This is a genomic window from Streptococcus infantis, assembly GCF_019929665.1.
GTDB lineage: Bacteria > Bacillota > Bacilli > Lactobacillales > Streptococcaceae > Streptococcus > Streptococcus infantis_H.
Genome location: NZ_JAHZPZ010000004.1, coordinates 93,254 through 111,220 on the forward strand (window position 1 = coordinate 93,254; position 17,967 = coordinate 111,220).

30 protein-coding genes are annotated in these 17,967 nt (G+C 40.8%); all 30 read left to right on the forward strand.

Annotation, left to right across the window (positions count from 1 at the left end):
- Nucleotides 1–50: 50 nt before the first annotated feature.
- Nucleotides 51–185 carry a hypothetical protein gene (locus tag K1I61_RS08995; protein WP_024054483.1) on the forward strand — a complete coding sequence of 45 codons (135 nt, stop codon included), beginning with the start codon at nt 51–53 and terminating at the stop codon, nt 183–185.
- A gap of 44 nt (nt 186–229) precedes the next feature.
- The gene (locus tag K1I61_RS07440; protein ID WP_223334472.1) at nt 230–1,783 is read left to right on the forward strand and encodes a damage-inducible protein CinA; all 1,554 of its coding nucleotides are present in this window, start codon (nt 230–232) and stop codon (nt 1,781–1,783) included.
- A gap of 125 nt (nt 1,784–1,908) precedes the next feature.
- Entirely contained in the window at nt 1,909–4,116 is a 2,208-nt protein-coding gene (nrdD, locus tag K1I61_RS07445; RefSeq protein WP_223334500.1) for an anaerobic ribonucleoside-triphosphate reductase, read from the forward strand.
- A gap of 11 nt (nt 4,117–4,127) precedes the next feature.
- Nucleotides 4,128–4,268 carry a hypothetical protein gene (locus K1I61_RS07450; protein WP_101770863.1) on the forward strand — a complete coding sequence of 47 codons (141 nt, stop codon included), beginning with the start codon at nt 4,128–4,130 and terminating at the stop codon, nt 4,266–4,268.
- Nucleotides 4,269–4,306: 38 nt separating this feature from the next.
- Nucleotides 4,307–4,807, forward strand: a complete 501-nt coding sequence (locus K1I61_RS07455; RefSeq protein WP_223334474.1) for a GNAT family N-acetyltransferase — start codon at nt 4,307–4,309, stop codon at nt 4,805–4,807.
- A 5-nt stretch (nt 4,808–4,812) separates the two neighbouring features.
- Nucleotides 4,813–5,406: an anaerobic ribonucleoside-triphosphate reductase activating protein gene (gene nrdG, locus K1I61_RS07460; protein WP_006153407.1), complete on the forward strand. Its 594-nt coding sequence runs from the start codon at nt 4,813–4,815 to the stop codon at nt 5,404–5,406.
- 302 nt (nt 5,407–5,708) lie between these two features.
- Entirely contained in the window at nt 5,709–6,017 is a 309-nt protein-coding gene (gene rpsJ / locus K1I61_RS07465) for a 30S ribosomal protein S10 (protein ID WP_001284511.1), read from the forward strand.
- An 82-nt stretch (nt 6,018–6,099) separates the two neighbouring features.
- Nucleotides 6,100–6,726 carry a 50S ribosomal protein L3 gene (gene rplC, locus K1I61_RS07470; RefSeq protein WP_004251088.1) on the forward strand — a complete coding sequence of 209 codons (627 nt, stop codon included), beginning with the start codon at nt 6,100–6,102 and terminating at the stop codon, nt 6,724–6,726.
- A 24-nt stretch (nt 6,727–6,750) separates the two neighbouring features.
- Nucleotides 6,751–7,374, forward strand: a complete 624-nt coding sequence (rplD, locus tag K1I61_RS07475) for a 50S ribosomal protein L4 (RefSeq protein WP_000024549.1) — start codon at nt 6,751–6,753, stop codon at nt 7,372–7,374.
- On the forward strand, nt 7,374–7,670 hold the full coding sequence (locus K1I61_RS07480; RefSeq protein ID WP_001055347.1) for a 50S ribosomal protein L23: 297 nt from the start codon (nt 7,374–7,376) through the stop codon (nt 7,668–7,670). Before rplD ends, K1I61_RS07480 begins: the two co-directional genes overlap by 1 nt.
- A gap of 17 nt (nt 7,671–7,687) precedes the next feature.
- Nucleotides 7,688–8,521 carry a 50S ribosomal protein L2 gene (rplB, locus tag K1I61_RS07485; protein ID WP_000512910.1) on the forward strand — a complete coding sequence of 278 codons (834 nt, stop codon included), beginning with the start codon at nt 7,688–7,690 and terminating at the stop codon, nt 8,519–8,521.
- Nucleotides 8,522–8,623: 102 nt separating this feature from the next.
- Nucleotides 8,624–8,905, forward strand: a complete 282-nt coding sequence (gene rpsS, locus K1I61_RS07490; RefSeq protein ID WP_000533766.1) for a 30S ribosomal protein S19 — start codon at nt 8,624–8,626, stop codon at nt 8,903–8,905.
- Nucleotides 8,906–8,916: 11 nt separating this feature from the next.
- Nucleotides 8,917–9,261, forward strand: coding sequence for a 50S ribosomal protein L22 (rplV, locus tag K1I61_RS07495; protein ID WP_000818137.1), 345 nt, complete (start codon nt 8,917–8,919; stop codon nt 9,259–9,261).
- Nucleotides 9,262–9,273: 12 nt separating this feature from the next.
- The gene (rpsC, locus tag K1I61_RS07500) at nt 9,274–9,927 is read left to right on the forward strand and encodes a 30S ribosomal protein S3 (RefSeq protein WP_000529936.1); all 654 of its coding nucleotides are present in this window, start codon (nt 9,274–9,276) and stop codon (nt 9,925–9,927) included.
- A 3-nt stretch (nt 9,928–9,930) separates the two neighbouring features.
- Nucleotides 9,931–10,344, forward strand: coding sequence for a 50S ribosomal protein L16 (gene rplP, locus K1I61_RS07505; protein ID WP_002928793.1), 414 nt, complete (start codon nt 9,931–9,933; stop codon nt 10,342–10,344).
- Nucleotides 10,345–10,353: 9 nt separating this feature from the next.
- The gene (rpmC, locus tag K1I61_RS07510) at nt 10,354–10,560 is read left to right on the forward strand and encodes a 50S ribosomal protein L29 (protein WP_000772918.1); all 207 of its coding nucleotides are present in this window, start codon (nt 10,354–10,356) and stop codon (nt 10,558–10,560) included.
- Between the two features lie 24 nt (nt 10,561–10,584).
- Nucleotides 10,585–10,845: a 30S ribosomal protein S17 gene (gene rpsQ / locus K1I61_RS07515; protein WP_000440801.1), complete on the forward strand. Its 261-nt coding sequence runs from the start codon at nt 10,585–10,587 to the stop codon at nt 10,843–10,845.
- Between the two features lie 25 nt (nt 10,846–10,870).
- The gene (gene rplN, locus K1I61_RS07520) at nt 10,871–11,239 is read left to right on the forward strand and encodes a 50S ribosomal protein L14 (protein WP_002928796.1); all 369 of its coding nucleotides are present in this window, start codon (nt 10,871–10,873) and stop codon (nt 11,237–11,239) included.
- 72 nt (nt 11,240–11,311) lie between these two features.
- Nucleotides 11,312–11,617 (forward strand): 50S ribosomal protein L24, encoded by a 306-nt coding sequence (gene rplX / locus K1I61_RS07525; protein ID WP_000497691.1) that lies wholly within the window; start codon nt 11,312–11,314, stop codon nt 11,615–11,617.
- Nucleotides 11,618–11,640: 23 nt separating this feature from the next.
- Nucleotides 11,641–12,183, forward strand: coding sequence for a 50S ribosomal protein L5 (gene rplE, locus K1I61_RS07530; RefSeq protein ID WP_000013542.1), 543 nt, complete (start codon nt 11,641–11,643; stop codon nt 12,181–12,183).
- A 17-nt stretch (nt 12,184–12,200) separates the two neighbouring features.
- On the forward strand, nt 12,201–12,386 hold the full coding sequence (locus K1I61_RS07535) for a type Z 30S ribosomal protein S14 (RefSeq protein WP_001085699.1): 186 nt from the start codon (nt 12,201–12,203) through the stop codon (nt 12,384–12,386).
- Between the two features lie 212 nt (nt 12,387–12,598).
- Nucleotides 12,599–12,997, forward strand: a complete 399-nt coding sequence (rpsH, locus tag K1I61_RS07540) for a 30S ribosomal protein S8 (RefSeq protein ID WP_004251095.1) — start codon at nt 12,599–12,601, stop codon at nt 12,995–12,997.
- A gap of 225 nt (nt 12,998–13,222) precedes the next feature.
- Entirely contained in the window at nt 13,223–13,759 is a 537-nt protein-coding gene (gene rplF, locus K1I61_RS07545) for a 50S ribosomal protein L6 (protein ID WP_016466460.1), read from the forward strand.
- 83 nt (nt 13,760–13,842) lie between these two features.
- Entirely contained in the window at nt 13,843–14,199 is a 357-nt protein-coding gene (gene rplR, locus K1I61_RS07550; RefSeq protein ID WP_004251098.1) for a 50S ribosomal protein L18, read from the forward strand.
- A gap of 17 nt (nt 14,200–14,216) precedes the next feature.
- Complete coding sequence (rpsE, locus tag K1I61_RS07555; protein ID WP_004251100.1) at nt 14,217–14,711, forward strand: 30S ribosomal protein S5; 495 nt, start codon at nt 14,217–14,219, stop codon at nt 14,709–14,711.
- 13 nt (nt 14,712–14,724) lie between these two features.
- Nucleotides 14,725–14,907, forward strand: a complete 183-nt coding sequence (gene rpmD, locus K1I61_RS07560; protein WP_000057241.1) for a 50S ribosomal protein L30 — start codon at nt 14,725–14,727, stop codon at nt 14,905–14,907.
- Nucleotides 14,908–15,052: 145 nt separating this feature from the next.
- A complete protein-coding gene (rplO, locus tag K1I61_RS07565; protein ID WP_004251104.1) occupies nt 15,053–15,493 on the forward strand; it encodes a 50S ribosomal protein L15 in 441 nt (146 codons plus the stop codon).
- A 12-nt stretch (nt 15,494–15,505) separates the two neighbouring features.
- Nucleotides 15,506–16,816 carry a preprotein translocase subunit SecY gene (secY, locus tag K1I61_RS07570; RefSeq protein WP_223334476.1) on the forward strand — a complete coding sequence of 437 codons (1,311 nt, stop codon included), beginning with the start codon at nt 15,506–15,508 and terminating at the stop codon, nt 16,814–16,816.
- 155 nt (nt 16,817–16,971) lie between these two features.
- The gene (locus tag K1I61_RS07575; protein ID WP_223334478.1) at nt 16,972–17,610 is read left to right on the forward strand and encodes an adenylate kinase; all 639 of its coding nucleotides are present in this window, start codon (nt 16,972–16,974) and stop codon (nt 17,608–17,610) included.
- A gap of 117 nt (nt 17,611–17,727) precedes the next feature.
- A complete protein-coding gene (gene infA, locus K1I61_RS07580) occupies nt 17,728–17,946 on the forward strand; it encodes a translation initiation factor IF-1 (protein WP_001029883.1) in 219 nt (72 codons plus the stop codon).
- Nucleotides 17,947–17,967 lie beyond the last annotated feature (21 nt).

The following is a 17,967-nucleotide window of genomic DNA, read 5'->3' on the forward strand; positions in this document are numbered from 1 at the left end:
TTTTTAGTTTTTTCTTCATTTTTCGAATTAAGAGAAAAGGAGAAATGACTATGCTAACAGTGGAAGAAAAAAATTTTTTAGACCGCTATAAAAGAGTTTCATATCATCGTTTTTATGAGATTGAGCGCTTTGTTACCTTGTCTGAAAAGTTGAGCGAACGTCCGCCAAAGGCTGACAAGAACTAGACTTTTTGATATACTAGAACAAATTAAAATATAGGAGAGAGCGAATGAACGTATATGGCAGATTAGAAGACGAACCAACTCCAACTTGGATGGGAAGTCAGGATGCTCCAGTAGAAAATGAGGAGCAACTCGAGGTTGAAACTCGTCAGCCTGCCCGCTTACCATTTTTGAATATCCTCTTTTTGAGTACTCTAGTAGTCCTTGTGTCCGTAATTTTACCCTTCTTCTTAGGGTTAATAAGTCCGGAGCAGTCTCAGGATTTTTATATTGGATGGGCTATGCATCAGAACGGAGATATCTACACAGATTATTTTGGAACTAGTGGTCTCCTCTATTACTTTTTACAGTATTTAACCCAGGGCAGTATTTTGTTTGCTGTTTTTAATTGGTTGGCCTTAGTAGGCGCGGGATTCTTTCTTTTCCGTTCGGCTTACAATCTGACGGAACAAAACAAGCAATCGCAACAAGTGTTGACGGTCTTTTATGTCCTGGCTAGTGCTCTTAGTTTTGGTGGAGGATATGCAACTATTCTAGCCCTCCCATTCTTGTTCTATGCCTTGAGTTTAGTAACAGCTTATTTGGCAGAACCAAGTCATGACAAAGGATTTATCCGGATTGGAACTAGCTTGGCTCTAGCATTTTTCTTTGCGCCCTTGGTCACAGTTTTGTATGGATTTGTTTTGTTTTTTGCTCTAACAGCTTTTAATGTTGGTCGCAATAACTTGAATCATGGTCTCTATCAATTTTTTGCAGCGGGCCTTGGTTTTTCAATCTTCTTTTATCCAATTGGATACTACACAGCTTATAAAGGCAGCTTTGGAAATGCCATTAGTCAAATCCTCTACCCAGTAGATAGTTTGAGTTTTGCATCTAATCCAAGTTTGTTAGACAATCTTCTTTTCTATGGATTGTTGGCAATTGCTCTTGGAGCATTGACGCTAGCATTTACAGGTCTCTTCCAATCTAAACCATTGAAACAGTCAGTCTTATCAATCTCTGCTTCAATAGCTGTCATTTTGGTATTAATTTTAGAGATTTTTTCTACAGATCTTATCAATGGTAGTCGTATGATTGAGTTCCTTCCTTTCTTATCGCTTCTTTTGCTGACACGAATTCCTACAGAGAAGCCAGAAGGAGAGAATCGCCGTAGACGATCTAGAGAAGAAACTTCGGTATGGGGAGCTTTTGTAAAAGGAAATGTCTATCTACCAATCTTAGCTCTTGCTTACCTATTCTTAGCACCTGTAGTATCACGATATTTACTTCATGCAGAACTATATCAAGAACGTACAGCCATCGAAACTAAGGTCAAAGGGGAAACTCAAGCTACAGATCGTATCTATGTTTGGGATAATCTGACAAGTAGTTATAAGGCTAGTGAACGTTTAGCTGCGAGTCAGTTGCTTTCACCTAGATTGCATACAGGACTTGATGCAAATCGTACCAAACTTGTTAATGATCTGAGAGATAATCAACCAAAGATGATTGTAGTGAATACAAAAACAAGTCTATGGACAGAAGTTGAGCAGCTCTTAGCTGAAAATTATCAAGCGGTTCAAAGTGAATTCAAAGATTTTAAACTCTATAAATTAAAATAAAAACTATCAATATCTTGTGTAATTTTAAAAAAAATTTATTTTTTAACACAAGATATTGATTTTTATTTTTTTAGTGATATAATACTTTTTAGAATCAATATTATATTTAAGAAAAGGGTATGGATATGATTGTATTGGAAGAGAAGGCTGTCCCTGATCCGACTTTATTCGTCGAAAAACGTGACGGCAGACGTGTAATTTTTGATGTAGACAAGATTGACAAAGCGCTTCATAAGGCTGCTGAAAAGGTTATGGATGTAACCCCTTTAGTCGAAAAACGACTTAGTACCCTAGTTGAACGTATCGTTGAAGAAATTCATAGCCGTTTCCCACAAGGTGTAAAAATCTATGAAATCCAAAATATCGTAGAACACGAATTGTTGGAAGCTAAAGAATACGCCTTGGCCGAGGAGTATATCACCTATCGGACTCAAAGGGATTTTGAGCGCTCAAAAGCGACAGATATCAACTTTAGTATTCATAAACTTCTCAATAAAGATCAGGCAGTTGTCAATGAAAATGCCAATAAGGATAGTGATGTTTTTAATACCCAGCGTGATTTGACGGCAGGGATTGTTGGGAAATCCATCGGACTTCAAATGCTGCCTAAACATGTGGCTAATGCCCATCAAAAAGGGGATATCCACTATCATGATTTGGACTACAGTCCCTATACCCCTATGACCAACTGCTGTTTGATTGATTTCAAGGGAATGCTGGAAAATGGTTTTAAGATTGGGAATGCTGAGGTAGAGAGTCCCAAGTCTATCCAAACTGCGACAGCACAGATTTCACAAATCATCGCCAACGTTGCTTCTAGCCAGTACGGGGGCTGTTCAGCTGACCGTATCGATGAAGTATTGGCTCCTTATGCAGAGAAAAATTACCAAAAGCACCTCAAGGATGCGGAGGAATGGGTTCTGCCTGACAAGCGCCAAGAATATGCCTGGAAGAAAACCCAAAAAGACATCTACGATGCCATGCAATCTCTAGAGTACGAGATTAATACCCTCTTTACATCAAATGGGCAAACGCCATTTACCTCTCTTGGTTTCGGTCTAGGAACCAGTCGTTTTGAACGTGAAATTCAAAAGGCAATTCTGAACATTCGTATCAAGGGGCTGGGTTCAGAACATCGTACAGCAATCTTCCCTAAGCTCATCTTTACTCTTAAAAGAGGACTTAACTTGGAGGAAGGTTCGCCTAACTACGATATTAAGCAGTTGGCTCTTGAGTGTGCAACTAAGCGTATGTACCCGGATGTCTTGTCTTATGATAAGATTGTCGAGTTGACTGGTTCTTTCAAGGTTCCGATGGGATGCCGTTCATTCCTTCAAGGATGGAAGGATGAAAATGGAGTAGAAGTCAATTCGGGCCGTATGAACCTAGGGGTCGTGACAGTCAACCTTCCTCGTATCGCTCTTGAATCCGAAGGCGACATGAACAAGTTCTGGGAAATCTTCAATGAGCGTATGAATATCGCGGAAGATGCCTTGGTTTACCGTGTGGAAAGAACCAAGGAAGCCACTCCAGCTAATGCACCAATTCTTTATCAATACGGTGCCTTCGGTCGACGTCTTGGAAAAGAAGAAAGTGTTGATCAACTCTTTAAGAATCGTCGTGCGACTATCTCTCTAGGCTATATTGGCTTGTACGAAGTAGCGACAGTCTTCTTTGGTAATCATTGGGAAAATAATCCAGAAGCCAAAGAGTTCACCCTTGATATTATTCGCGATATGAAACGTCGAGTAGAAGAATGGTCTGACCAATATGGTTACCATTTCTCTATCTATTCAACGCCGTCTGAAAGTTTGACAGACCGCTTCTGTCGCTTGGATACGGAGAAATTTGGCTCTATTCCAGATATTACAGATAAAGAATACTACACAAATTCCTTCCATTATGATGTCCGCAAAAATCCAACACCTTTTGAAAAATTGGACTTTGAGAAAGTCTACCCAGAAGCGGGTGCATCTGGTGGCTTTATCCACTACTGCGAGTACCCAGTTCTCCAACAAAATCCAAAGGCTTTGGAAGCTGTTTGGGATTATGCTTACGACCGTGTAGGTTATCTAGGAACCAATACTCCGATCGACCGTTGCTACAAGTGTGATTTTGAAGGAGATTTTGAACCTACTGAGAGAGGCTTTGCTTGTCCTAACTGTGGAAATAATGATCCTAAAACAGTAGATGTTGTTAAACGAACTTGTGGTTATTTAGGGAATCCTCAAGCACGTCCGATGGTTAATGGACGCCACAAGGAAATTGCTGCGCGTGTCAAACATATGAACGGTTCTACTATCAAAATAGCAGGACATGAAGTAAGAAATTAGAAAGAGATAGCATGGGAAAATACCAATTAGACGATAAGGGCAAGGCCCAGGTTCAACGATTCCACGAGAAACATTCAAAGGGTGGAGTCAATAAAAAAGACCGAGTAGCTAGCCTTAGAGAACAATTTTTAAATAAGAATAAGAAAAAGTGAGAGTTCCCTCTCGCTTTTCTCTTAGCGGGGAGGGGAATATGGAACTACGCAGACCGACATTGGCAGATAAAGAAACAGTTTTAGAGATGATGGCAGAGTTTGAAAAGAGCCAATCAGCCCACGATGGCGGATTCTGGGATGCTGAGAATTTTGTTTATGAAGAGTGGTTAGAAAGTAATCAGGATCAGGAAATGGGGATTGATCTGCCTGAAGGGTGGGTGCCTGCTATTCAATTAGTCGCTTTTGCAAAAGATGGACAAGCCGTAGGGTTCCTCAATCTGAGATTGCGTCTTAGTGACTATTTGCTGGAGGTAGGTGGCCACATTGGCTACTCCATTCGTCCATCTGAAAGAGGCAAGGGCTACGCCAAAGAATCCCTCCGACAAGGTCTACAAGTTGCTAAGGGAAAGAATATTAAACGAGCTTTGGTGACTTGTAGCACAGAAAACCCAGCAAGTCGAGCTGTTATCTTAGCTAATGGTGGGGAGTTGGAGGATGTTCGAAACGGAACGGAGCGCTATTGGATAGACTTGGAGTAAAAAGCATGACATGGAATACACCAAAACCAGGCGATTGGAAGAGTGAAGAACTCAGTCAGGGGCGCATCATTGACTATAAGGCTTTTAACTTTGTCGATGGAGAGGGAGTGCGCAACTCCCTTTATGTGGCCGGCTGCATGTTTCACTGTGAGGGCTGTTACAACGTAGCGACCTGGTCCTTTAACGCAGGCATACCTTATACCTCAGAGTTGGAAGAGCAAATCATGGCAGACCTAGCCCAACCCTATGTTCAAGGCTTGACTTTATTAGGAGGAGAACCCTTCCTAAATACAGGAATCCTCTTGCCTCTCGTGAAACGTATACGTAAAGAATTGCCAGAAAAAGATATTTGGTCTTGGACAGGATACACATGGGAAGAGATGATGTTGGAGACACCTGATAAACTGGAGCTCTTGTCACTGATTGATATCTTGGTTGATGGAAGGTACGATAAAAGCAAGCGTAATCTCATGCTTCAATTCCGTGGCTCTTCCAATCAACGAATTATCGATGTGCAAAAATCCTTCAAAAGTGGGCAAGTGATGATTTGGGACAAGCTTAATGACGGAAAAGAAAGCTATGAACAGGTGAAGAGATAATAAAAAAACAATTGCAGAAACTGTATCTATTATATAGAAGAAAAAATAAAAATTTGCTCTTCATTTATGCTTTTTTGAGCTAAGGAGCGATAAGAAAACAGTTTCATTCGAAAAATTAAAAAAATCCTGTCAAATCCCTTGCAATCGCAGGGGCTTTGTGTTATTCTATTATGGTGCTGTAAATTACAGCCTTAGCTTTGATGCGAGAGGTTGCGACACGCTCGGTTGCATTGCCACGCAACGCGCGTCGGTTTTCTTGTGGAGCTAGCCTATTATCTTAAATAGACGAAAAGGAGAAAAAGATGGCAAACAAAAAAATCCGTATCCGTTTGAAAGCTTACGAACACCGTACGCTTGACACAGCGGCTGCTAAAATCGTAGAATCAGCTACTCGCACAGGTGCAGAAGTTGCAGGTCCAATCCCACTTCCAACTGAACGTAGCCTCTACACAATTATTCGTGCGACTCACAAATATAAAGACTCTCGCGAACAATTCGAAATGCGTACACACAAACGTTTGATCGATATCATCAACCCAACTCAAAAAACAGTTGACGCTTTGATGAAATTGGATCTTCCAAGTGGTGTAAACGTAGAAATCAAACTTTAATCTAAAGTTTGAAACCTTGAGCATAAAAAACGCTCGTTAAAAACTTTTTGAATAAAAAATATAGAAAAGGAACTATTTTCTCATGACAAAAGGAATCTTAGGGAAAAAAGTGGGAATGACTCAAATCTTCACTGAAGCTGGCGAATTGATCCCTGTAACAGTTATCGAAGCAACTCCAAACGTTGTTCTTCAAGTTAAAACTGTTGAAACAGATGGTTACAACGCTATCCAAGTTGGTTTCGATGACAAACGCGAAGTATTGAGCAACAAACCTGCTAAAGGACATGTAGCAAAAGCTAACACGGCTCCTAAGCGCTTCATTCGTGAATTCAAAAACGTTGAAGGCTTGGAAGTTGGTGCTGAAATCACAGTTGAAACTTTCGCAGCTGGAGACATTGTTGATGTAACTGGTACATCTAAAGGTAAAGGTTTCCAAGGTGTTATCAAACGCCACGGACAATCACGTGGACCTATGGCTCACGGTTCTCGTTACCACCGTCGTCCAGGTTCTATGGGACCTGTTGCACCTAACCGCGTATTCAAAGGTAAAAACCTTGCAGGACGTATGGGTGGCGACCGTGTAACAATTCAAAACCTTGAAGTTGTACAAGTTGTTCCAGAAAAGAACGTTATCCTTATCAAAGGTAACGTACCAGGTGCTAAGAAATCTCTTATCACTATCAAGTCAGCAGTTAAAGCTGGTAAATAATAAGGAAAGGGGAATACAGTCAAAATGGCAAATGTAACATTATTCGACCAAACTGGTAAACAAGCGGGCGAAGTTGTTCTTAACGATGCAATCTTTGGTATCGAACCAAACCAATCTGTTGTGTTTGATGTGATCATCAGCCAACGTGCTAGCCTTCGTCAAGGAACTCACGCAGTTAAAAACCGCTCAGCTGTTTCAGGTGGTGGACGCAAACCATGGCGTCAAAAAGGAACTGGACGTGCTCGTCAAGGTTCTATCCGCTCTCCACAATGGCGTGGTGGTGGAATCGTCTTCGGACCAACTCCACGTAGCTATGCGTACAAACTTCCTCAAAAAGTTCGTCGCCTTGCGCTTAAATCTGTTTACTCAGAAAAAGTTGCTGAAAACAAATTTGTAGCCGTTGATTCTCTTGAATTTACAGCTCCAAAAACTGCTGAATTTGCAAAAGTTCTTGCAGCTTTGAGCATCGATTCTAAAGTCCTTGTTATTCTTGAAGAAGGAAACGAATTCGCAGCTCTCTCAGCTCGTAACCTTCCAAACGTGAAAGTTGCGACTGCTACAACTGCAAGTGTTCTTGACATCGCAAATAGTGACAAACTTCTTGTTACTCAAGCAGCTATCTCTAAAATCGAGGAGGTTCTTGCATAATGAATTTGTATGATGTTATCAAAAAACCTGTTATCACTGAAAGCTCAATGGCTCAACTTGAAGCAGGGAAATATGTATTTGAAGTTGACACTCGTGCACACAAACTTTTGATCAAGCAAGCTGTTGAAGCTGCTTTCGAAGGTGTTAAAGTTGCAAATGTTAACACAATCAACGTAAAACCTAAAGCTAAACGTGTTGGACGTTACACTGGTTTTACTAACAAAACTAAAAAAGCTATCATCACTCTTACAGCTGATTCAAAAGCAATCGAGTTGTTTGCAGCTGAAGCTGAATAATCTAAGGAGGAAATATCGTGGGAATTCGTGTTTATAAACCAACAACAAACGGTCGCCGTAATATGACTTCTTTGGATTTCGCTGAAATCACAACAAGCACTCCTGAAAAATCATTGCTTGTTGCATTGAAGAGCAAGGCTGGTCGTAACAACAACGGTCGTATCACAGTTCGTCACCAAGGTGGTGGACACAAACGTTTCTACCGTTTGGTTGACTTCAAACGTAACAAAGACAATGTTGAAGCAGTTGTTAAAACTATCGAGTACGATCCAAACCGTTCTGCAAACATCGCTCTTGTACACTACACTGACGGAGTGAAAGCATACATCATCGCTCCAAAAGGTCTTGAAGTAGGTCAACGTATCGTTTCAGGTCCAGAAGCAGATATCAAAGTCGGAAACGCTCTTCCACTTGCTAACATCCCAGTTGGTACTTTGATCCACAACATCGAATTGAAACCAGGTCGTGGTGGAGAATTGGTACGTGCTGCTGGAGCTTCTGCTCAAGTATTGGGTCAAGAAGGTAAATACGTTCTTGTTCGTCTTCAATCTGGTGAAGTTCGTATGATCCTTGGAACTTGTCGTGCTACAGTTGGTGTTGTCGGAAACGAACAACATGGACTTGTAAACCTTGGTAAAGCAGGACGTAGCCGTTGGAAAGGTATCCGCCCAACAGTTCGTGGTTCTGTAATGAACCCTAACGATCACCCACACGGTGGTGGTGAAGGTAAAGCACCAGTTGGTCGTAAAGCACCATCAACTCCATGGGGCAAACCTGCTCTTGGTCTTAAAACTCGTAACAAGAAAGCGAAATCTGACAAACTTATCGTTCGTCGTCGCAACGAGAAATAATTTAAAATTAGTCGCTTAAGCGCTAGATAATCCGCCAGCTCGGTAGCGTTCCTTGAGAGCGCAAGCCGCTGTGGTACTATATTTAAAGGAGAAAATAATAAAATGGGACGCAGTCTTAAAAAAGGACCTTTCGTCGATGAGCATTTGATGAAAAAAGTTGAAGCTCAAGCTAACGACGAAAAGAAAAAAGTTATCAAAACTTGGTCACGTCGTTCAACGATCTTCCCAAGTTTCATTGGTTACACTATCGCAGTTTATGATGGACGTAAACACGTACCTGTTTACATCCAAGAAGACATGGTAGGTCACAAGCTTGGTGAATTTGCGCCAACTCGTACTTACAAAGGTCACGCCGCAGACGACAAGAAAACACGTAGAAAATAAGGAGAACATAAATGGCAGAAATTACTTCAGCTAAAGCAATGGCTCGCACAGTACGTGTTTCACCTCGTAAATCACGTCTTGTTCTTGACAACATCCGTGGTAAAAGCGTAGCCGATGCAATCGCAATTTTGACATTCACTCCAAACAAAGCTGCTGAAATCATCTTGAAAGTTTTGAACTCAGCTGTAGCTAACGCTGAAAACAACTTTGGTTTGGATAAAGCTAACTTGGTAGTATCTGAAGCATTCGCAAACGAAGGACCAACTATGAAACGTTTCCGTCCACGTGCGAAAGGTTCAGCTTCACCAATCAACAAACGTACAGCTCACATCACTGTAGCTGTTGCAGAAAAATAAGGAGGTAAAATCGTGGGTCAAAAAGTACATCCAATTGGTATGCGTGTCGGCATCATCCGTGATTGGGATGCCAAATGGTATGCTGAAAAAGAATACGCGGATTACCTTCATGAAGATCTTGCAATCCGTAAATTCGTTCAAAAAGAACTTGCTGACGCAGCAGTTTCAACTATTGAAATCGAACGCGCAGTAAACAAAGTTAACGTTTCGCTTCACACTGCTAAACCAGGTATGGTTATCGGTAAAGGTGGTGCTAACGTTGATGCACTCCGTGCAAAACTTAACAAATTGACTGGAAAACAAGTACACATCAACATCATCGAAATCAAACAACCTGATTTGGATGCTCACCTTGTTGGTGAAGGAATTGCTCGTCAATTGGAGCAACGTGTTGCTTTCCGTCGTGCACAAAAACAAGCAATCCAACGTGCAATGCGTGCTGGAGCTAAAGGAATCAAAACTCAAGTATCAGGTCGTTTGAACGGTGCAGATATCGCCCGTGCTGAAGGATACTCTGAAGGAACAGTTCCACTTCACACACTTCGCGCAGATATCGATTATGCTTGGGAAGAAGCAGATACTACATACGGTAAACTTGGTGTTAAAGTATGGATCTACCGTGGTGAAGTTCTTCCAGCTCGTAAAAACACTAAAGGAGGTAAATAACCAATGTTAGTACCTAAACGTGTTAAACACCGTCGTGAATTCCGTGGTAAAATGCGCGGTGAAGCTAAAGGTGGAAAAGAAGTGGCATTCGGTGAATACGGTCTTCAAGCTACAACTAGCCACTGGATCACTAACCGCCAAATCGAAGCTGCTCGTATCGCCATGACTCGTTACATGAAACGTGGTGGTAAAGTTTGGATTAAAATCTTCCCACACAAATCTTACACAGCTAAAGCTATCGGGGTTCGTATGGGATCTGGTAAAGGGGCGCCTGAAGGTTGGGTAGCACCAGTTAAACGTGGTAAAGTAATGTTTGAAGTTGCTGGTGTATCTGAAGAAGTTGCTCGCGAAGCACTTCGTCTTGCAAGCCACAAATTGCCAGTTAAATGTAAATTCGTAAAACGTGAAGCAGAATAAGGAGAAGGCATGAAACTTAATGAAGTAAAAGAATTTGTTAAAGAACTTCGTGGTCTTTCTCAAGAAGAACTCGCGAAGCGCGAAAACGAATTGAAAAAAGAATTGTTCGAACTTCGTTTCCAAGCTGCTACTGGTCAATTAGAACAAACAGCTCGCTTGAAAGAAGTTAAAAAACAAATCGCTCGTATCAAAACAGTTCAATCTGAAGCGAAATAATAGACTAGGGAAGGAGAAATTTCAATGGAACGCAATAATCGTAAAGTTCTTGTTGGACGTGTTGTATCTGACAAAATGGACAAGACAATCACAGTTGTAGTTGAAACAAAACGTAACCACCCAGTCTATGGTAAACGTATTAACTACTCTAAAAAATACAAAGCACATGATGAAAACAATGTTGCCAAAGAAGGCGATATCGTACGTATCATGGAAACTCGCCCGCTTTCAGCTACAAAACGTTTCCGTCTTGTAGAAGTTGTTGAAGAAGCGGTCATCATCTAATCAAACCTGAAAGGAGAAAACTGAAATGATTCAAACAGAAACTCGTTTGAAAGTCGCAGACAACAGCGGTGCTCGCGAAATCTTGACTATCAAAGTTCTTGGTGGTTCAGGACGTAAATTTGCAAACATCGGTGATGTTATTGTGGCATCTGTAAAACAAGCTACTCCTGGTGGTGCGGTTAAAAAAGGTGACGTTGTTAAAGCAGTTATCGTTCGTACTAAATCAGGTGCTCGTCGTGCTGATGGTTCATACATCAAATTTGACGAAAACGCAGCAGTTATCATCCGTGACGACAAAACTCCTCGCGGAACACGTATCTTTGGCCCAGTTGCACGTGAATTGCGTGAAGGTGGCTTCATGAAGATCGTGTCACTTGCTCCAGAAGTACTTTAATCAATAAAAACAAACACAGTCCCCTGGCTTAGCCAGGGTGCCCATTGGGCGTAAGAATAAAAGGAGAAAAAAATGTTTGTAAAAAAAGGCGACAAAGTTCGCGTAATCGCTGGTAAAGATAAGGGAACAGAAGCTGTTGTCCTTACTGCCCTTCCAAAAGTAAACAAAGTTATCGTTGAAGGTGTTAACATCGTTAAGAAACACCAACGTCCAACTAACGAACTTCCTCAAGGTGGTATCATCGAGAAGGAAGCAGCTATCCACGTATCAAACGTTCAAGTTTTGGACAAAAATGGTGTAGCTGGTCGTGTTGGTTACAAATTTGTAGACGGTAAAAAAGTTCGCTACAACAAAAAATCAGGCGAAGTGCTTGATTAATCACGAAGGAAAGGAGAAGTATAATGGCAAATCGTTTAAAAGAAAAATATCTTAATGAAGTAGTTCCTGCTTTGACAGAACAATTTAACTACTCATCAGTGATGGCTGTTCCTAAAGTGGATAAGATCGTTTTGAACATGGGTGTTGGTGAAGCAGTATCAAACGCTAAAAGCCTTGAAAAAGCTGCTGAAGAATTGGCGCTTATCTCAGGTCAAAAACCACTTATCACTAAAGCTAAAAAATCTATCGCCGGCTTCCGTCTTCGTGAAGGTGTTGCGATCGGTGCAAAAGTTACCCTTCGTGGTGAACGTATGTACGAATTCTTGGATAAATTGGTTTCAGTATCACTGCCACGTGTACGTGACTTCCACGGTGTTCCAACAAAATCATTTGACGGACGCGGAAACTACACACTTGGTGTGAAAGAGCAATTGATTTTCCCAGAAATCAACTTTGATGACGTTGACAAAACTCGTGGTCTTGACATCGTTATCGTTACCACTGCTAACACTGACGAAGAGTCACGTGCATTGCTTACAGGCCTTGGAATGCCTTTTGCAAAATAATATAGGAGGTATAACTAATGGCTAAAAAATCTATGATTGCTAAGAACAAACGCCCAGCGAAGTTCTCTACTCAAGCATACACTCGCTGTGAACGTTGTGGACGTCCACACTCAGTTTACCGCAAGTTTAAACTTTGCCGTGTTTGCTTCCGTGAATTGGCATATAAAGGTCAAATCCCTGGTGTAACAAAAGCATCTTGGTAATATCATGATACAAAGAGCGTAACAACTGCAGCAAAAATAGGAGATTTGGTGCAGGAGCGGTGCTCCAAGACAAATCTATCTTTTTTGCCCAGGTTGTAGCTCGTGTTCAAAAGAGATTATCTTGTTTGAATGTGTCAATACTATCTGAGCCCAGCTCAATCATTAACTAGCAAGTGCAACTTGCAAACTACTAGTAAGAGGAGAAAAATAAAATGGTTATGACTGACCCAATCGCAGACTTCCTAACTCGTATTCGTAACGCTAACCAAGCAAAACACGAAGTACTTGAAGTACCTGCATCAAACATCAAAAAAGGGATTGCTGAAATCCTTAAACGCGAAGGTTTTGTTAAGAACGTAGAAATCATCGAAGATGACAAACAAGGCATCATCCGTGTATTCCTTAAATACGGAGCAAACGGTGAACGAGTTATCACTAACTTGAAACGCGTTTCTAAACCAGGACTTCGTGTCTACAAAAAACGTGAAGATCTTCCAAAAGTTCTTAACGGACTTGGAATTGCTATCCTTTCAACTTCTGAAGGTTTGCTTACTGATAAAGAAGCTCGCCAAAAGAATGTTGGTGGTGAGGTTATCGCTTACGTTTGGTAATTGATGATGTGAGAGCGTTAAAAGAATGCAGTGAAAATAGGAAGTTTGTAGCAGGAGCGATGCTCCAAGACAAACTTATCTTTTTCACCAAATTCTTAGCTCGAACTCAAATCAAGATACACAGTTCTTAGAGCGTGTTCAGTTCAGCTCTTGAACTAAACAAGTATCTTAAACCCCGTGAAAACTGGCCTTTATGGCCTGACAATTTAACAGGAGAATAAAAACATGTCACGTATTGGTAATAAAGTTATCGTGTTGCCTGCTGGTGTTGAACTCACTAACAATGACAACGTTGTAACTGTAAAAGGACCTAAAGGAGAACTTACTCGTGAGTTCTCAAAAGATATTGAAATCCGTGTGGAAGGTACTGAAGTAACTCTTCACCGTCCAAACGATTCAAAAGAAATGAAAACTATCCACGGAACTACTCGTGCACTTTTGAACAACATGGTTATTGGTGTTTCAGAAGGATTCAAGAAAGAACTTGAAATGCGTGGGGTTGGTTACCGTGCACAACTTCAAGGAAACAAACTTGTTTTGGCTGTTGGTAAATCACATCCAGACGAAGTTGAAGCTCCAGAAGGAATTACTTTTGAACTTCCAAACCCAACGACTATCGTTATCAGCGGAATTTCAAAAGAAAAAGTTGGTCAAACAGCTGCTTACGTACGTAGCCTTCGTTCACCAGAACCATACAAAGGTAAAGGTATCCGTTACGTTGGCGAATATGTTCGTCTTAAAGAAGGTAAAACTGGTAAATAATGTTGAGTGGTTGATTTTCAACCACCAACCTCATTGCCAACTTTGTGCATAGCACACGATTTAAAATTAAAGAGGTGAAAACTGTGATTTCTAAACCAGATAAAAACAAACTCCGCCAAAAACGCCACCGTCGCGTTCGCGGAAAACTCTCTGGAACTGCTGATCGCCCACGTTTGAACGTATTCCGTTCTAATACAGGCATCTACGCTCAAGTGATTGATGACGTAGCGGGTGTAACGCTCGCAAGTGCTTCAACTCTTGACAAAGAAGTTTCAAAAGGAACTAAAACTGAACAAGCCGTTGCTGTCGGTAAACTCGTTGCAGAACGTGCAAGTGCTAAAGGTATTTCAGAAGTGGTGTTCGACCGCGGTGGATATCTATATCACGGACGTGTGAAAGCTTTGGCTGATGCAGCTCGTGAAAACGGATTGAAATTCTAATAGGAGGACACTAGAAAATGGCATTTAAAGACAATGCAGTAGAACTTGAAGAACGCGTAGTTGCTGTTAACCGTGTTACAAAAGTTGTTAAAGGTGGACGTCGTCTTCGTTTCGCAGCTCTTGTAGTTGTTGGTGACCGCAATGGTCGTGTAGGATTTGGTACTGGTAAAGCTCAAGAAGTTCCAGAAGCAATCCGCAAAGCAGTAGAAGATGCTAAGAAAAACTTGATCGAAGTTCCTATGGTTGGAACAACAATCCCACATGAAGTTCTTTCAGAATTCGGTGGAGCTAAAGTATTGTTGAAACCAGCTGTAGAAGGTTCTGGAGTTGCCGCAGGTGGTGCAGTTCGTGCCGTTGTGGAATTGGCAGGTGTGGCAGATATTACATCTAAATCACTTGGCTCTAACACTCCAATCAACATTGTTCGTGCAACTGTTGAAGGTTTGAAACAATTGAAACGCGCTGAAGAAGTTGCTGCCCTTCGTGGTATTTCAGTTTCTGATTTGGCATAAGAAAGGGGATAAAATGGCTCAAATTAAAATTACTTTGACTAAGTCTCCAATCGGACGCATTCCATCACAACGTAAAACTGTTGTAGCACTTGGACTTGGCAAATTGAACAGCTCTGTTATTAAAGAAGATAACGCTGCTATCCGTGGTATGATCACTGCAGTATCTCACTTGGTAACAGTTGAAGAAGTAAACTAATAAAGTTTTAGGGGATGTGCATAAGACCATCCCCTAAAACTAGATATAGTCATCTTAGATGACTCAGTATAGGCGAGTTGATAGGAGAGACAACCTTTTCTCTCTTATCGGCGCTAGCATTTTACAAAAGAGGAGAAAATATATAATGAAACTTCATGAATTGAAACCTGCAGAAGGTTCTCGTAAAACTCGTAACCGTGTTGGTCGTGGTACTTCATCAGGTAACGGTAAAACATCTGGTCGTGGTCAAAAAGGTCAAAAAGCTCGTAGCGGTGGCGGAGTACGCCTTGGTTTTGAAGGTGGACAAACTCCATTGTTCCGTCGTCTTCCAAAACGTGGATTTACTAACATCAACGCTAAAGAGTATGCGATTGTTAACCTTGACCAATTGAACGCCTTTGATGACGGTGCTGAAGTAACTCCAGTGGTACTTGTAGAATCAGGAATTGTTAAATCTGAAAAATCAGGTATCAAGATTCTTGGTAACGGTGAGTTGACTAAGAAGTTGACTGTTAAAGCTGCTAAGTTCTCTAAATCAGCTGAAGAAGCTATCACTGCTAAAGGTGGTTCAGTTGAAGTCATCTAAGTGAGGTGACCTATGTTTTTTAAATTATTGAGAGAAGCACTCAAAGTTAAGCAAGTTCGATCAAAAATCTTATTTACAATTTTTATCGTGTTTGTTTTTCGTATTGGTACTAGTATCCCTGTTCCGTGGGTAAATGCAAACAGCTTGGACGCTTTGAGTGGTCTATCCTTCTTGAATATGTTGAGCTTGGTGTCAGGGAATGCTATGAAAAACTTTTCAGTTTTTGCTCTTGGAGTTAGCCCTTACATTACAGCATCAATCGTCGTCCAACTCTTGCAAATGGATTTATTACCAAAGTTTGTGGAGTGGGGCAAACAAGGGGAAGTTGGTCGTAGAAAGTTAAACCAAGCGACTCGATACATTGCACTAGTGCTAGCATTTGTTCAATCAGTCGGTATTACTGCTGGTTTTAACGCTCTGTCTGGAGCTAAACTTTTGACTGTACCACTTACACCACAAGTTTTCCTTGTGATTGGAGGAATCTTAACAGCAGGTAGCATGATTGTAACCTGGCTGGGAGAGCAAATCACAGATAAGGGATATGGTAATGGTGTTTCAATGATTATCTTTGCAGGGATTGTTGCTTCAATTCCTGATATGGTTAAGGGGATCTACGTGGACTACTTTGTCAATGTACCAAGTAGTCGATTGACATCGTCTCTCATTTTCGTTGCCATCTTAATCATTGCTGTTTTGTTAATTGTATACTTTACAACTTATGTTGAACAAGCTAAATACAAGATTCCAATTCAGTATACAAAGGTAGCTCAAGGTGCGCCGTCAAGCTCCTATCTTCCATTGAAGATTAACCCTGCTGGGGTTATCCCAGTTATCTTTGCTAGCTCTATTACAGCAGCACCGGCAGCAATTTTACAATTTGTAAGTGCGTCTGGCCTTAATTGGGAATGGGTAAAAACAGCTCAAGAGTTGGTATCTACTTCAACCCCAACAGGTGTTGCTTTGTATGCTCTGTTGATTATTCTCTTTACATTCTTCTATACATTTGTACAGATCAATCCAGAGAAAGCAGCAGAAAATTTACAAAAGAGTGGAGCTTATATCCATGGTGTCCGTCCTGGTAAAGGGACAGAAGAATATATGTCAAAACTTCTTCGTCGTCTCGCAACAGTCGGATCAATCTTCCTAGGTGTGATTTCTATTCTACCTATTGTAGCTAAAGATTTATTTGGTCTTTCAGAAGTTGTCGCTTTTGGGGGAACAAGTTTGCTAATCATTATCTCTACAGGTATCGAAGGAATTAAACAATTGGAAGGTTATCTATTGAAACGTAAGTATGTTGGTTTCTTAGATACAACAGAATAATTGTAATAGAAAATAAAATTCACTATTGCTCAGAGAGTGGAGTGTAAAAATCAAAGACATTGTCAGATTTTTATCTCCTCTCTTCTATTTTGTTTTTAAATAGGAGTTGAAATGAATTTTTGCTTCTATTTAAATACAAAAAAGGAGTTTGAATCATGAATCTTTTGATTATGGGTTTACCTGGTGCAGGTAAAGGGACACAAGCAGCGAAAATTGTTGAACAGTTTCACGTTGCCCACATCTCAACAGGTGACATGTTCCGTTCAGCAATGGCTAACCAAACTGAAATGGGTGTATTAGCTAAGTCTTATATCGATAAAGGCGAATTGGTTCCAGATGAAGTTACAAATGGAATTGTTAAAGAACGTCTTTCTCAAAATGATATTAAAGAAACTGGTTTCTTGTTGGATGGATACCCACGTACAATTGAGCAAGCTCATGCCTTAGATAAAACATTGGCTGAACTTGGAATTAAACTTGAAGGTGTTATCAACATCGAAGTAGATCCATCTTGCCTACTTGAACGTTTGAGTGGTCGTATCATTCACCGTGAAACTGGCGAAACTTTCCATAAAGTATTCAACCCACCAGTTGATTACAAAGAGGAAGATTACTACCAACGTGAAGATGATAAACCTGAGACAGTAAAACGTCGTTTGGATGTCAATATTGCTCAAGGTGAACCAATCATCGCTCACTATCGTGCTAAAGGTCTAGTACATGATATCGAAGGGAACCAAGATATCAATGATGTCTTTAAAGATATCGAAAAGGTATTGACAAATTTGAAATAAAAGCGTTTTTCAGGCTTGCAAAATGTCTTGACAAATGTTATACTGAGTTAGTCTGACTTATAATTGTTGTCTCTGTGTCTAGAGGCATCAAATCGAAATTTAGGGAGGTACTTTTGCGTGGCAAAAGACGATGTGATTGAAGTTGAAGGCAAAGTAGTCGATACGATGCCGAATGCAATGTTTACGGTTGAACTTGAAAATGGACATCAGATTTTAGCAACAGTTTCTGGTAAAATTCGTAAAAACTATATTCGTATTTTAGCGGGAGATCGTGTTACTGTTGAAATGAGTCCATATGACTTGACACGTGGACGTATCACTTACCGCTTTAAATAATCGAAAAACTTGGAGGGATAA